Raw genomic sequence first — 15,065 nt, forward strand, 5'->3', positions numbered from 1 at the left:
TCCCTGTAATACAAAACATTAGCAAGTATCAGACCAAGTATAAAAATATCTTGTAAATGATTGTTTTACTTCATTTAAATTTACATCAGCATTTCATGCTCATAAAAAAAGCCCCAAAGGGCTTTATAATCACATCAATCCAGATTCCATATCTCATCAGAAAAAGCGTCTATGTACTGCTTAATGAAATTGGTGTCAAAGTCATATCATTAGTTACAAACCTTATTAGTTACATCAATTTATCTTCAGTCATTGCTGTCAGAGCTTTCCTGCCAACTGTTAAAACTTTTTTCTAAATCTTTTTTCACCGTAACTAAACCTCCCAATACTGCATCCTGAAACTCTTCATCGACCTCTATTTTCCAACTGTTTTCATGCCTGGACAGTTTGTCGTTTTGTTGTCTTCTCTATTTAATAAGTCTATAAATATTTGTTTTGTCTCAGCATTCTTTTCTTCTTCACTCTTCTCATTTTCTCCTGAAAAAGAGTTTTGGAATGCAATAGCCAGTCCTCTCAGGAGATATTCCCCTATAATTTCAGACATATCTATGTTGGTTATTTCTGTCTTTACCGTAGCAGTGTTTCCTTTCTTAGCGGAAGATATAACTTTGAAACTCAATTTGTTCAATATATGTTGGATTATCAATAATTTCTATTCTCGCGCCTTTAATATCATTCCATACGCTATCAAAATAGTCCTCTTTGCTGACACTTGAAAACACATTCTTTATTTCTTCGCCATAGATAGTTTTTCCTCTATGTCGAATAACTGTAAAATGCGCTGCCAAATCTTTGTCTGTTCCTTTCATTTTATCTACATATTCATCCGGGTTTGACTGGTACCAGTTTAAATGAGCAATAGAGAAGTGCAATTCGAAAGGTGTGGGATATACAAACGGTTTACACACTGTCTCTCTAACGATGCTAATCTCTATTCCCTTCGCCGGTGCTTCATTATTTAATTTCACTACCATATCCATATATTCACGCTTGATTTCTTTTGGAAGTTCACTTTTTACAACAACTATAAGATCTATATCGCTCTTTTCGGCATTGAAGCATCCCATAGCTGCAGAACCATGTAAATATATTCCGACTAAATTATCTCCCAAAATTGCTATATTTTTTTGAACAAAGCGTTCCAATAAATCACAACTATCCATATTTTTTATTCATCCCTATTCTTTAACAAATCCAACATTCAAATTAATATCAGGCTTTATAAATAACTTTATTTTCATACTTTAACATAACTGTTTTCTTTTCAGCGTCCAATTACGGGGTTTTGGTCGTCATAAAGATTCCCTTTTACTGTTACCTCAATTGTATCAAAATTGTATATTCCTTTTAAAGTGCCAAGTTTTTTAAATTCACTGTTTGCTTCAGACAGTGCAATATCACCAATCCACGCTGCTACCGTATATTTTCCGTCCGGCATGTTTATATACGTATATAACTTTCTGTTTTCAGGATTAATTTTTATGGTAACTGTTGTTTTTTCGGTTATTTTGTATATCTTCTGTCCGTCTTTTATGTATTCTCTGTATTTATACTTATCCCTGCTCTCAAGCGTCCCCGACTCCTCATATCCCTCAAGTATGGCTTTAAAGTATTCATGGGTGTATTCGCCGCTTTTTTCACTGTGTTTCAATTCCTCATAATCTCTGGTGTAATTCGTCTTCTCTACGTAAAGCATCTTCACACCGTCAACTCCGGTCGGATCTTTTGCTGTTAATGCAGCAGGACGTCTCGCATAACTGTTCCCGCTTTTGGTCAGTAACTCATTTTGCAGATTTACCGGTTGATTATTGCTGTTTATATACATTAAATCCGTCTCATACCTGAAAGAATTGATAACTGCTTCCACCAGTTCTTTATGGTCTTCGGTTTCATCGTTCGTCGGTTTGTATGTGATTGTTTCAACAGTAAATGTATATGTTCCTGTAGGATTTAAATAATATCCTGACTTAATGGGATAATCCACATTCTTAAATATTATATCCGATGCAAAGACAGCTTTGTCATATTCGGATTTTCTGTAATCCATACTTCTTGCAGCTTCACGGCTTCTTTTGTATTCGTTTTCCATAGTACTTAAAACATTCCATTTAATTATAGCGCTATTCTGTTGTGTAAATGTCCTTTTATAACGTCCCGGTACTGCTGTCCATCCATATAGTGAGCCATCTACATCCTGGTGACACATCCAGCGTACCACATCCAATTCATAGGGTTCGCTTGTCCACCACAAATTTTTTATTAAATAGTTCGGTGTATTATTCTCTATTTTATTCTCAAAAGTCTTTGCCGGTATTACAGGCTTGCCGTTGTATATTCTAGTCGTTATGTTTTTTGTATCGGTACCGGAATCAAAATCCGCACTGGTAATACCTGTTCTCGTTTCTGTGTATGTACTGCCATCCTCATTGGTTCTGGTAACGGTGTATATGTAATTGGCATATGCTCTTCCCCCAAAGCTAATTGCCCCAACGGCTGTTTTTACCGCCGGTCCGTCCAGCCATTTTCTTTCCATGGGGTTGTCATAACTATTGCTGTTTGAATCGTATGTAGCATCTTTTCTATGTATTGTTGTGTTAATTTCCGGATACTTTATTATGGTACCTGCCGGTTCATTCACTTTTATTGTTTGATTTTCAAATCCTCTGAACAAATTAACAGAGTCATTGTATATATTTAATGTTCCCCAGGCATTTCCGGTCAATCTTCCACTTGGTGCCGACAGTTTTGCAGTTATAGCCCTACCGTCAGCTAAAGGAAAATTAACTTTTCTGCTCAATATATTGTAGTCAAGTTCTATATCTCCAAAGGTGTTAATTTTTATTGCCGGTGTTATCACTGCATTTAAAACATTATTGTCAAGATAAGTTTCTGCTGGGTTCACTCCTTCTTTATTTATCTCAAACTTAATGTTTACTTCATGTTCCGGCATTTCAAATTCTGCAAAAAGTGCAGTTTCACCATTAGCAGATAGTTCAATTTTGCCGGTATCCTTCTCCACATAGCCATAATACTTTACCGAAGGTACCGGCTTATTTGTTGCTTTATCTGTTATCTCCCATTTGAATTCCGGCGCACTTCCGTCGGCTTCAGTCAAGTCTCTTTTGAATGTAGATTTAACTTGTACAAGTACTTGTACTTTTTTACCTGCTGCAACACTTGACGGTATTTCTTCAAATTGAACACTGAGGTCACCCCTAAGTCCTTCCGGTGACAGCGGTACAGTCAAATAGTTTTTGCCGTCGTTATGAAACATAATGCCACATCCCCAGCTTACGCTTGTGGGCGGTTGGTATATGTGAACATATTTGTGCCATTGTCTTTCGGCAATTTTGTCGTCGGGAAAGTCCAGTAGAGAACCGTCGGGATTTTTTCTTGATATTAGTTTTAGCCCTAATCTTATGCTCTCTTCATATATTGGGTGGTTATCAAAGGTATCCAATTCACTAATTAATTCTTTCCTATTCATCGTTAACGAATTATTTAATGGCATTTCAATCCAATTTCTATTCCACAATCCAGTTTTAGAAGTTACATCATTAGGAAACAAATAATTTGTGAACTCAGCATCCATCATTGTGTATCCCAAATAACGGTACCTATTTTCCCTGAAATCACCATGCGGTTCTCCATATACAATATAGTTTCTATATCCTCTTAAATGCTCATTTTCTGACAAAGGCTTTCCAGCTATATTGAAATCTTTACTAAAGTACTCTTCGCCAAAAAGTCCTAAATTTATTATTTCCTTATTTGCCATATCAACTAGTTCTTTTGGACTTAAATTGAATTCTTTAGCTTTTATACAATTTGGTAATATTAAGATTAAGATGAGTATAAAAGCAATTATTCGTTTCATTGAAGCACTACTCCTTCTTTCCACACTTGTACCATGATACCTACGCCTCCAGCTTTAGCTGTAACAATTTTACTGCCGTTTGTAAATTTCTTCAATGGTACAACATCAGATACTGTTTTCTTTTTTCTAACATATTCAAAGACCTCTTTAGCAATATCTTCACCGTACACTTCGGCAAACATTTTCTCTGCTGCATCTAACCTTGCTTTCATCAATTCCTGATCTGATGTAAATGTAATAGATATTCCATACTCAACATCTACAACATCAGTTTCCACCTTAATCCAACCATACACCGGGTCTTTCGTAGCCTGTGGTGTAGGTAGTACTCTGCTCTCCGTATCAATATACACTGTCTTGATTACACTATCCCAGCGAACAGTCGCGCCAAATGCTTCAGCCACATATCTTGCCGGTACATAAGTTCTATCCTCATGTAACAATGCTGCTGTATCCATCTGTAGTGTTTTCCCGTCCAGTTCATATTCTTTTTTTCCTATATAAAGAACTAACTTCTTACTCCCTTTTACAAATACTGCTTTCTGTGCTGCACCATCCCATGTAACGGTTGCCCCAAGTCTTTCTCCTATAAATCTTGCCGGTACTTGTGTTCTGCCATTCGAATCTATAAAAGGTTGGGCATCAGGAAAAAACAATCTGTCTCCATCTACTACTATACGAAGAGGCATATCACCAAAAACATTCCATACTGAAAAAAATCCTGTCATAAAAAGTGCTATAACAATAACAACTGCAAATTTTTTCATGATAAATCCTCCTCTGAAAAACATCTCTCAATAAATTTTTTATTTGTCACATCACATTTAAAATATTTCTTCAATAAACTCTACTTTTTATATCGCCAACAATAATACCACATTTTAGATGCCATTGCACCTTTAACCAATTCTACTAAACAAGTCTTAATATACTGCTATTTATGGTTGAACCGTAGCTGTCCTTTCTTTTTTTAAGTTATGATGAAAAAAACTCCCGAACCTGTATTGTTATGGTAGAGATAAGCAATAAAATCTGTCAATTAAACCATTGTACTGCAAACCAGCTAATCCTGAATTTTTTTGTAGTACAGCTTAATAAAGACTAATAGCGGTTTTACCAATTCAGATAAAAATATAAATATTGTTATGTTTTTTTCATAACTGCGTTATTCTTTTTTCCCCTTTTATCAGATACAGCCCTATAATACTCCTTAGATATTTTATAGTTTGTATTTAGGACTGGTAATAGCATAGCCACCGGTATTGTCATAATTATAAAGTTGTACACACCTGTTTTGTAATACACTACCCCTTCAAAATAATAGTAAAATGTTAAGCCACCCATTATTAAAATAGAATCAATAATAGATATTTTAAATGACTTGTTACTATCTTCAAAATACCTTTCGTTCTTTATCTTATTAACAATATTTAATATGATAACAAACGGTAAGGATAAATAAATTATTTCATCCCTGTTATCACTATTCCCTAAGTATAGGAGGAATTATTATGTATAAGATAACTAGAAAAATGATAAAGCTGCTGAAAATATTATATCTTTCTGTCTGCTTTTATTAGACCTATTATTCTCTAGAAAATTGGAGATTTCTTCAACTTCTTCTTTAATAGAAATTTTGGCTTAAACTCTTCTTTATCTTCATAAATAAGTTTTTTGCAATTTAAAATTATTATAATATTAGCAACACCCATAATTAATTGAACTACAAAAAGATAACAAATAATATAGATAGAAAATCCTTTGTTCCCAAGTACCAACCATTTAGTATTGTTACAAAAGATAAAAATATTGATCCGAAAAATATTTTTCTACTGGATTTCGTTTTAAATTTTTTCCTTACATTAATCTCAGAAAACAAAACAATACGATAAAAAAAGTTAGATAGTTCGATAAAGACCAGATTATGAATTCTTTGTTTTTATAATACGAATCGGTAAATCCATAAATCAAACTATTTAAATTCAGTAAAATAACAAAAAACAAATAGCTATTCCCTATCTTCATAAAGATTTCCTTTCAACAATACTGATATACGATTTTATAAAGATGAATCATCAACCTCTTCAAAACTGCATTGCTTCCTTTCTCTATTTGTTCATTTCATTGATTATCTCCTGCGGTTTAACTGTCATCTCCACCCACGTCGGAATAAAACCGCTCTTCACAGCATTTTTCACAGATCTGATATTTGACCAGGCCGAACAGTAAAATGGCACCTTGCCTCGTTCTAATATTTCTATAGCCAATTTACTGGTAAAAACAGCTGCAATTCCTTTTCTACGATATTCGGGAAGTACATCCACACCAATTTACCACATCATATCACAATCCGCCGAGCATCCGGCAAGTCCAACAAGCTTACCGTTATCATAGGCTCCAACTCCAAGAACATCCGATTCCTTGCGGTCTTTACATAGTGCATTGCTCCATTCCGGTTTGTATAAATCCGCAAAGTCCGATGGTTCTAAAATTCTCAGCTCATAATCACAGGAAAGCGGCTGAAATTTGTTAACATCGGGCAAATAGTACTCAGACATCATATACACTCCATGCCCTTTTTTGGCAAGCCGTCCGTCCAGCCAATGTATATTTGGTGTTTCAAAGCAATGATAAAACTCAAATCTATTGACATATTCCGTCACTATTTCACGATACTCGTCTTTTACAGATGCAACAATGTTCTCCCGTAGGAAACAAAAATACATGCTTTCGGCTCCTTGTAATATTTTTTAGCCGACGGACCTGCGTTGTAATTAACCACCACTGGACTATTTTTTAAAAAATCCTCAACTTTGCAACTGATATCCATAGCAGATTGTTCCATAGCGATTTGTAGTATTTGCTTATTTGTCATTGATTGAACACCTCTGTTTTTAAAAATTAAATTTTCTCCCAAATATTTGTGGAGCGGTATAAAAAATTATAATACTTCAATCCTATTGTCTGACATGATATCAGTATCTCAAATATTTACGCATTCTGGTGAACCATTCAATACCTCATTTAAAAGTTCAACTCCAACTAATGTTATAATTGATAAGTTCAGCAGAGTTACATAAAGAAAAGCCCTTTTTCATACGGATGGCCAATGGAATTAACGCTTAACTTTCTTAAAAAATAGGAAGTAAATTAGTAATGCATCAATGATAATGTCATAAACCCTCAGTCTATCAAACAATAGGATACTTGATAGAACTGAAACAAATACAATTCCGACACTAATTACTTTTGGGAAAATTCCCGGCTCTTTTGTCATCCAAGTAAAAAAAAGCCATAATTGGAGAACAGCACGCAAAAACCGTCCATCCAATGATAAAATCTATGCCATACACTCCATAAGTTAAAATTGCAACAGCATAATAAGTAATCAGCATCCCGATACAAAAAAGAAATACATTTATCATAGCTTTCTTCTTTGTCTTGCTGTAAATAGCTATTATAGTTCCTATCAATATCCAAATCGACATTTGCGAAAATATATTTCCCAAGTTTTGGTATATATATCGAGTAATCTGGATACCGCACCCAATACCAGCCCTGCTGTAAACATACTGATAGGATTAAGAATTTTATTTTTCATCCTATATCCTCCACAAATATTATTTCTCCTTAAAACTGTATTTTAACCGAGACAAAAGTATGTCATAAATTTTGTTATTTTCATATATTTCAGGTCTATTTTGTTCCATATCTCAGGTGAAATTTTATAACCCTATATCTATTTGGGGATTTTCAAATGATTTATCTTGCAGGATCCTATTGATTTCCTTAAACTTCAGGAGTAAGTTTATTGTAGCCTCTGGTATAAGAACCTGTGCCATGATTAGTTAATTCCAATTTTGATAATCCAGTATCAACATATCTATTATATTCCATAACAGATCTTCTATAAGTTCCTGTCCGGCTTCATAGGCACCATTTTTATAGTGTAAATTTTCAAATTCCAGTAGGATTCAAGGTTATATTTGGAAAAATATGTGTTGCATAACTGTCTCGATGTTATATAAGAACAAAGCGGCTAAAGCCGCATCTCCCTTCGGTCAAAATTTGTCAGAACTTATGATATAATCTTAAACATGATGATACAGGGAAAAATAACAAGCACTAAATCTTAACCTAAATATACAATCAAACAAATTTTCGCTGAGCATTGGCAAAAATTCTTAATTGCCTATCCCCATTTAACTATTCGTAAGGCAGTTATTATTAATGTCGACAAAATTTTAAAATGCCAAACTGCTGCTTGGGTTTTACTACTTTTTTTGCGAACATTGCGGTACTGTTAATAAGTTTTTTCACACTTGTAAATCCCGCTTTTGTAACTTTTGTGGTGTTAAATATGCTAAAGAACGTGCTGTTGCTATATCTTCCAAATGTATTAACTGTAGCATCGTCATCTTATGTTCACTATCCCTGAAGAATTATAATTATTTTTTCGTAAAGACAGAACCCTTTTTAACTTACTGTTTGAAGCTTCCAGCCAAACAATTTTGTCTTGGTTTCATGATATAAATAAATCTCAAGATTTTAAACCCGGCATTATTTGTGTTCTTCACACCTTCGGCAGAGACTTAAAATGGAATCCTCACATTCATGCTTTATGTACTGAAGGTGCTATCTGTAATTTCGAGATCTTCAAACACATACGTCATATTGACTATACTGCTCTAAGAAAGCGTTTTCAAACCATATTACTCAATTTGCTTGAGAAAAAACTTGGTAAAAAATTTTTCAGACCTTTAAAAAATAAGATTTACTCTAAAACTACAAATGGCTTTTATGTTCGTGCCAAACCTAATAAATTTCGTAACATTAAAGCTGGTATTCAGTATGTTGTCAGATATGCAGGTCGTCCCGTAATGGCTCAATCCAGAATTATAAATTATGACGATAAATATGTAACTTTTTACTACCAACGACATGAAGATAATCAACGTTTAGAGGAAACCATTCCTGTTTTTGGCTTTATTAAAAGACTAGTTATTCATATCCCCGATATAGATTTTAAAATGATTAGATATTATGGAATATATTCAAAAAAACACAAATTTCATGATAAAATGATTATGATGTTCAATAAACATCAGTTGAAAATTCAGAGAATGTTAAATCGTTGGCAATTATTTATTATTTTAGATTTCCATCACGATCCTCTTTGTTGTCTAAATTGCAACGGTAAAATGCGTTTATTGGAACATCATTTCCCTTAAAATCAAATAATTACAGGTGGTGTTTCTATGAATATACTTGAAGGTTTTTCTGCAAAAGATAATTCGGTAGAATTTATATGTACCAAATGCAAATATACTTTATGGATTCCCAGGTTTATTGTCATGCAACTGGAAGAAGATAATATTTTTAACGGTTTAAATGAATCTGTACCTCCTCAACCCTTTTGTCAAAAATGTGATGGAATAATGACTCCTGTCTCTTATGTTGATATAAGAGGAGTCAAATATGAGTATAACAAATAATAATCTTTACTACTTTAGTTTACGCATCATACTTTCCTTTTTCTTATTGAAATAAGGATTTTTTTCTGTGCCCTTAAATATTGTATATCCATTTTTTTACATTCAGTATCTTTTCTCTCATAAGGAGAAATTTCCTAATGAAGAACAAAGCGTTCCTATAAATCACAACTATCCATATTTTTTATTCATCCCTATTCTTTAACAAATCCAACATTCAAATTAATATCAAGTTTATAAAAACTTTATTTTCATACTTTAACATAACTGTTTTCTTTTCAGCGTCCAATTACGGGGTTTTGGTCGTCATAAAGAGTCCCTTTTACGGTTACCTCAATTGCATCAAAATTGTATACTCCTTTTAATGTGCCAAGTTTTTTAAATTCACTGTTTGCTTCAGACAGTGCAATATCCCCAATCCACGCTGCTACCGTATATTTTCCGTCCGGCATGTTTATATACGTATATAACTTTCTGTTTTCAGGATTAATTTTTATGGTAACTGTTGTTTTTTCGGTTATTTTGTATATCCTCTGCCCGTCTTTTATGTACTCTCTGTATTTATACTTGTCCCTGCTCTCAAGCGTCCCTGACTCCTCATATCCTTCAAGTATGGCTTTAAAGAATTCATGGGTGTATTCACCGCTTTTTTCACTGTGTTTCAATTCCTCAAAATCTCTGGTGTAGTTCGTTTTCTCCACATAAAGCATCTTCACACCGTCAACTCCGGTCGGATCTTTTGCTGTCAATGCAGCAGGACGTCTCGCATAACTGTTTCCGCTTTTGGTCAGTAACTCATTTTGCAGATTTACCGGCTGATTATTGCTGTTTATATACATTAAATCCGTCTCATACCTGAAAGAATTGATAACTGCTTCTACTAGTTCTTTGTGGTCTTTGGTTTCATCATTTGTCGGTTTGTATGTAATTGTTTCAACAGTAAATGTATATGTTCCTGTAGGATTTAAATAATATCCTGACTTAATGGGATAATCCACATTCTTAAATGCTATGTCCGATGCAAAGACAGCCTTGTCATATTCTGATTTTCTGTAATTCATATTTCTTGCAGCTTCACGGCTTCTTTTGTATTCGTTTTCCATAGTACTTAAAACATTCCATTTAATTATAGCACTATTTTGTTGTGTAAATATCCTTTTATAACGTCCCGGTACTGCTGTCCATCCATATAGTGAGCCATCTACATCCTGGTGACACATCCAGCGTACCACATCCAATTCATAGGGTTCGCTTGTCCACCACAAATTTTTTATTAAATAGTTCGGTGTATTGTTCTCTATTTTATTCTCAAAAGTCTTGGTCGGTATTGTAGGCTTGCCGTTATATATTTTAGTCGTTATGTTTTTTGTATCGGTACCGGAATCAAAATCCGCACCGGTAATACCCGTTCTCGTTTCTGTGTATGTACTGCCATCCTCATTGGTTCTGTTGACGGTGTATATGTAATTGGCATATGCTCTTCCCCCAAAACTAATTGCCCCAACGGCTGTTTTTACCGCCGGTCCGTCCAGCCATTTTCTTTCCATGGGGTTGTCATAGCTATTGCTGTTTGAATCATATGTAGCATCTTTTCTATGTATTGTTGTGCTAATTTCCGGATACTTTATTATGTTACCTGCCGGTTCATTCACTTTTATTGTTTGATTTTCAAATCCTCTGAACAAATTAACAGAGTCATTGTATATATTTAATGTTCCCCAGGCATTTCCGGTCAATTTTCCATTTGGCGCCGACAGTTTTGCAGTTATAGCCCTACCGTCAGCTAAAGGAAAATTAACTTTTCTGCTCAATATATTGTAGTCAAGTTCTATATCTCCAAAGGTGTTAATTTTTATTGCCGGTGTTATCACTGCATTTAAAACATTATTGTCAAGATAAGTTTCTGCTGGGTTCACTCCTTCTTTATTTATCTCAAACTTAATGTTTACTTCATGTTCCGGCATTTCAAATTCTGCAAAAAGTGCAGTTTCACCATTAGCAGATAGTTCAATTTTGCCGGTATCCTTCTCCACATAGCCATAATACTTTACCGAAGGTACCGGCTTATTTGTTGCTTTATCTGTTATCTCCCATTTGAATTCCGGCGCACTTCCGTCGGCTTCAGTCAAGTCTCTTTTGAATGTAGATTTAACTTGTACAAGTACTTGTACTTTTTTACCTGCTGCAACACTTGACGGTATTTCTTCAAATTGAACACTGAGGTCACCCCTAAGTCCTTCCGGTGACAGCGGTACAGTCAAATAGTTTTTGCCGTCGTTATGAAACATTATACCACATCCCCAGCTTACGCTTGTGGGCGGTTGGTATATGTGAACATATTTGTGCCATTGTCTTTCGGCAATTTTGTCGTCGGGAAAGTCCAGTAGAGAACCGTCGGGATTTTTTCTTGATATTAGTTTTAACCCTAATCTTATACTTTCCTCATATATTGGGTTGTTGTTGAATATTCCTTCCCCCTGAACTTCCGGTCTCCAACTAGTTTCTGGATTATCTTTAGGGTCTTCAATCCAATTTCTATTCCAAAGTCCTGTTGTTGAAGTTACATCGTTCGGGAATAGATAATTAGTAAAAATTGCATCCGACATGGTATAGCCTAAATACCTATACCTACCCTCTTTAAAATCTCCATGAGGATTTCCATAAACAATATAATTTCTATACCCTGATAAATATTGATTAGTAGAAAGAGGTTTTCCATTATCATTTTTCAGTTTAAAATAGTCTTCATCATGTAATCCTAATGAAATAAGTTCTTTATTTGCTAACTCAACAAGCTGAATTCTTTCTATTTCAAATGCAGTACTTACACTAGTAGTTAAAGCCAAAACAATTAAAACAATGGCTATAACCTTTCTCACTGCAAAATTACACCTTCCTTCCATACATCTAGCATAAATGATATGCTGCCTGCTTCAGCAGTCACTATTTTATTCCCCATTTTATACTGCTTCAAAGGCAAATGATCTTCTCTCTCTTGTTTTTGTCTTAAATATTGAAAAACTTCTTCTGCAATAGCTTTACCATACCTTTCGGCAAACATTTTCTCAGCTTCGTCTAATCTTGCTTTTAATAAATCCTTGTCTGATGAAAATGAAATAGTCATACTATATTCCACATATGTTTTATCAATTTCAACTTTAATCCAACCATATATCGGGTCTTTTGTAGCCTGTGGTGTAGGAACTACTCTGCCCTCCGTATCAATATACACTGTCTTGATTACACTATCCCATCGTACAGTCGCTCCAAATGCTTCAGCCACATATCGGGCCGGTACAAAAGTTCTGTCTTCATGTAATAATGCTGCTGTATCCATCTGTAACATCTTGCCGTCCAGTTCATATTCCTTCTTTCCTATATAAAGAACCAATTTCTTATTCCCTTTTACAAAAACTGCTTTCTGTGCTGCGCTATCCCAAGTTACTGTTGCCCCCAGCCTCTCTCCTATAAATCTTGCAGGTACCTGTGTTCTTCCATTGGAATCTATAAAGGGCTGTGCATCAGGGAAAAATAATCTATCTCCGTCTACCACTATACGTAGCGGCATCTCTCCAAATACAATTAATACCGAAAATATTGCTGTCATTAATAGTGCTATTGCAACAACCAATGCAAACTTCTTCATAGCAATTATCCTCCTCTAAAATGTCTGTCAATGCAAATTATTTTACGTACTAAGAATCATTTATACTATTACTTTAATATTATATCGTCAGCTTTAATACCACAATTTAGATATTATTATTTATTATATCTTTAGCCAATTATATCAAACAAGTAGTCTTTACGAAACTTATACATCTTACAGATTGTTTATATTTTTACTTTGAAGTGCAAAACATTTCACTTTACATAAAATTAGCTTTATGAAATCACTATTTGCTAATTTACAAAACGATGATTTTTTCTAAATTTGGCTCTATGCTGAAAGGAAAGTAATCGTAGAATACCACAATATTCAGTACGTATATTCATAAATATTTTATATTCGCACTTTACTTTTTAAGTATAATTATACAAATTAAGGAATGTAGAATTATAAAGCTGTTTATTTTAGAGATTGTGAAAAAAACTCTGTAAAATAAGCTTTCTATGATAAATATAAAATCATAGGAGGCTTTTTTATGGCAAAAAGAAGACGAGAACCCATGAGTGAGGGCAAAAAGAACATTATTGCAGGTTTAATTCAGGAGTATGATATTAAAACAGCAGAAGATATCCAGAATGCTTTAAAGGACCTACTAGGCAGTACTATACAAGCTATATTAGAAGCAGAAATGGATGAACATTTAGGGTATGAACCGTATGAACGATCAGAGAATTCAAATTCTCGTAACGGGAAGAAGAGTAAAACTATTCGCAGTAAATATGGTGAGATGGAAATTGATGTTCCGCAAGATCGTGAGAGCTCATTCGAGCCTAAAATAGTTCGTAAGCGACAAAAAGATATTTCAGGAATTGAGGACAAAATCATAGCCATGTATGCAAAAGGACTTACAACAAAGGAGATATCTGTGCAAATTGAGGATATCTATGGATTTGAAGTCAGTGAAGGCATGGTTTCAAATATCACTAACAAGTTACTTCCTGAAATTGAGGAATGGCAAAGACGTCCTTTATCTAGCGTTTATCCTATTGTTTTTATAGACGCTGTACACTTTTCTGTCAGGGATAACGGAATTATACGCAAGCTTGCAGCGTACACAATACTAGGGATTAATGAAGAAGGGAAAAAAGAGGTTTTAACAATCCAGATAGGAGAAAATGAGAGCAGCAAATATTAGCTAAACGTTTTAAATGAACTTAAAAATCGAGGAGTAAAAGATATCCTTGTGCTATGTGCTGATGGATTAACAGGAATTAAGGAATCAATAGCTGTGGCGTATCCTCAGACAGAGTACCAGCGTTGTATAGTACACCAGGTTAGGAACACGCCAAAATATGTAGCGGATAAGGACAAAAAGGCATTTGCAGCAGACTTAAAGAGTATTTACCAAGCGCCATCTGAAGAAGCAGGATACGCGCAAATGAAGGAAGTAACAGAGAAGTGGCAAGAGCATTATCCCAATGCCATGAAGAGTTGGACAGCAAATTGGGATGTAATCAGCCCAATATTTAAGTTTTCGGCAGATGTGAGAAAGGTTATATATACTACCAACGCAATTGAGAGTCTAAATAGCACATACCGACGTCTAAACAGCAAAAGAAGTGTATTTCCAAGCGACACTGCACTATTAAAAGCTTTATATTTAGCAACATTTGAAGTTACCAAAAAGTGGACATTACCTATAAGGAATTGGGGTAAGGTCTATGGTGAGTTATCTATCATGTATGAGGGTAGGTTGCCGTAGCAAAAAGAAAATGGCCAGTCAAGAGTAAATAAACGCCCTTTTTCAAGGGCGCTCTTGACATGCCATTTTCTTTTCACTATATTATAACCAAGGGCTTGTAAGCCATAATCTGACTTACAAGCCCCATTGAAAATTATCATAGAAAGTCAATTTACAGAAAAAGTTTCACACATCCAAAATAACTGGGATGTTATAAGTCCATTTTTCAAATTTCCAGAAGAAATACGAAAAATAATTTATACTACAAATATAATTGAAGGACTACATCGTCAGTTTCGTAAGGTCACAAAAACAAAAACACATGTAAATGTCAATAAAAATTTA

The 15,065-nt window shown here is 34.4% G+C and carries 10 protein-coding genes and 4 pseudogenes; 5 read left to right on the forward strand and 9 right to left on the reverse strand.

The window, feature by feature from the left end:
• Positions 1 to 355: 355 nt before the first annotated feature.
• The 7 genes and pseudogenes from CLOCL_RS16925 to CLOCL_RS23580 form a co-directional block, all read right to left on the reverse strand.
• Positions 356 to 619 carry a hypothetical protein gene (locus CLOCL_RS16925; protein WP_157834859.1) on the reverse strand — a complete coding sequence of 88 codons (264 nt, stop codon included), beginning with the start codon at positions 617 to 619 and terminating at the stop codon, positions 356 to 358.
• Positions 591 to 1,163 carry a nucleotidyltransferase domain-containing protein gene (locus CLOCL_RS16930; protein WP_245532807.1) on the reverse strand — a complete coding sequence of 191 codons (573 nt, stop codon included), beginning with the start codon at positions 1,161 to 1,163 and terminating at the stop codon, positions 591 to 593. The genes CLOCL_RS16925 and CLOCL_RS16930 overlap by 29 nt, the downstream gene beginning before the upstream one ends.
• Positions 1,164 to 1,264: 101 nt before the next feature.
• Complete coding sequence (locus tag CLOCL_RS16935; RefSeq protein WP_014256476.1) at positions 1,265 to 3,877, reverse strand: Athe_2463 domain-containing protein; 2,613 nt, start codon at positions 3,875 to 3,877, stop codon at positions 1,265 to 1,267.
• Positions 3,874 to 4,644, reverse strand: a complete 771-nt coding sequence (locus tag CLOCL_RS16940) for a copper amine oxidase N-terminal domain-containing protein (protein WP_014256477.1) — start codon at positions 4,642 to 4,644, stop codon at positions 3,874 to 3,876. The genes CLOCL_RS16935 and CLOCL_RS16940 overlap by 4 nt, the downstream gene beginning before the upstream one ends.
• 1,341 nt (positions 4,645 to 5,985) lie before the next feature.
• Positions 5,986 to 6,752 (reverse strand): annotated as a pseudogene (locus CLOCL_RS23995) (GNAT family N-acetyltransferase).
• A gap of 364 nt (positions 6,753 to 7,116) precedes the next feature.
• Positions 7,117 to 7,365, reverse strand: coding sequence for a hypothetical protein (locus tag CLOCL_RS23365; protein WP_245532808.1), 249 nt, complete (start codon positions 7,363 to 7,365; stop codon positions 7,117 to 7,119).
• Positions 7,347 to 7,478, reverse strand: coding sequence for a hypothetical protein (locus CLOCL_RS23580; RefSeq protein ID WP_257195468.1), 132 nt, complete (start codon positions 7,476 to 7,478; stop codon positions 7,347 to 7,349). The genes CLOCL_RS23365 and CLOCL_RS23580 overlap by 19 nt, the downstream gene beginning before the upstream one ends.
• Before the next feature lie 659 nt (positions 7,479 to 8,137).
• Between CLOCL_RS23580 and CLOCL_RS23850 the strand changes: the two genes are divergently transcribed.
• The 3 genes and pseudogenes from CLOCL_RS23850 to CLOCL_RS16960 all read left to right on the forward strand — a co-directional run bounded on the left by CLOCL_RS23850 (position 8,138) and on the right by CLOCL_RS16960 (position 9,372).
• Entirely contained in the window at positions 8,138 to 8,410 is a 273-nt protein-coding gene (locus tag CLOCL_RS23850) for a transposase zinc-binding domain-containing protein (RefSeq protein WP_420805135.1), read from the forward strand.
• Positions 8,341 to 9,108: pseudogene (locus tag CLOCL_RS16955) on the forward strand (IS91 family transposase); the annotation flags it as partial. The gene CLOCL_RS23850 and the pseudogene CLOCL_RS16955, both read left to right, overlap by 70 nt.
• 27 nt (positions 9,109 to 9,135) lie before the next feature.
• The gene (locus CLOCL_RS16960; protein WP_014256479.1) at positions 9,136 to 9,372 is read left to right on the forward strand and encodes a hypothetical protein; all 237 of its coding nucleotides are present in this window, start codon (positions 9,136 to 9,138) and stop codon (positions 9,370 to 9,372) included.
• A gap of 275 nt (positions 9,373 to 9,647) precedes the next feature.
• Here the strand turns inward: CLOCL_RS16960 and CLOCL_RS16965 are convergent, their stop codons facing one another.
• Both CLOCL_RS16965 and CLOCL_RS16970 read right to left on the reverse strand, forming a co-directional pair.
• Positions 9,648 to 12,248: an Athe_2463 domain-containing protein gene (locus CLOCL_RS16965; RefSeq protein WP_014256480.1), complete on the reverse strand. Its 2,601-nt coding sequence runs from the start codon at positions 12,246 to 12,248 to the stop codon at positions 9,648 to 9,650.
• Positions 12,245 to 13,015: a copper amine oxidase N-terminal domain-containing protein gene (locus CLOCL_RS16970; RefSeq protein ID WP_014256481.1), complete on the reverse strand. Its 771-nt coding sequence runs from the start codon at positions 13,013 to 13,015 to the stop codon at positions 12,245 to 12,247. Before CLOCL_RS16970 ends, CLOCL_RS16965 begins: the two co-directional genes overlap by 4 nt.
• A gap of 523 nt (positions 13,016 to 13,538) precedes the next feature.
• Here CLOCL_RS16970 and CLOCL_RS16975 point away from each other — a divergent pair.
• Together CLOCL_RS16975 and CLOCL_RS22270 are read left to right on the forward strand one after the other, a co-directional pair.
• Positions 13,539 to 14,741, forward strand: a pseudogene (locus CLOCL_RS16975) (IS256 family transposase).
• A gap of 159 nt (positions 14,742 to 14,900) precedes the next feature.
• Positions 14,901 to 15,041 (forward strand): annotated as a pseudogene (locus CLOCL_RS22270) (transposase); the annotation flags it as partial.
• Positions 15,042 to 15,065: the final 24 nt, after the last annotated feature.

This window comes from Acetivibrio clariflavus DSM 19732 (assembly GCF_000237085.1).
Classification (GTDB): domain Bacteria; phylum Bacillota; class Clostridia; order Acetivibrionales; family Acetivibrionaceae; genus Acetivibrio; species Acetivibrio clariflavus.

Excerpts from the sequence above, each read along its gene's own strand:
- CLOCL_RS16930 (WP_245532807.1), bottom strand. The coding sequence starts at position 1,163 with ATGGATAGTTGTGATTTATTGGAACGCTTTGTTCAAAAAAATATAGCA.
- CLOCL_RS16935 (WP_014256476.1), bottom strand. The coding sequence starts at position 3,877 with ATGAAACGAATAATTGCTTTTATACTCATCTTAATCTTAATATTACCA.
- CLOCL_RS16940 (WP_014256477.1), bottom strand. The coding sequence starts at position 4,644 with ATGAAAAAATTTGCAGTTGTTATTGTTATAGCACTTTTTATGACAGGA.
- CLOCL_RS23365 (WP_245532808.1), bottom strand. The coding sequence starts at position 7,365 with ATGTCGATTTGGATATTGATAGGAACTATAATAGCTATTTACAGCAAG.
- CLOCL_RS23580 (WP_257195468.1), bottom strand. The coding sequence starts at position 7,478 with ATGAAAAATAAAATTCTTAATCCTATCAGTATGTTTACAGCAGGGCTG.
- CLOCL_RS16960 (WP_014256479.1), top strand. The coding sequence starts at position 9,136 with ATGAATATACTTGAAGGTTTTTCTGCAAAAGATAATTCGGTAGAATTT.
- CLOCL_RS16970 (WP_014256481.1), bottom strand. The coding sequence starts at position 13,015 with ATGAAGAAGTTTGCATTGGTTGTTGCAATAGCACTATTAATGACAGCA.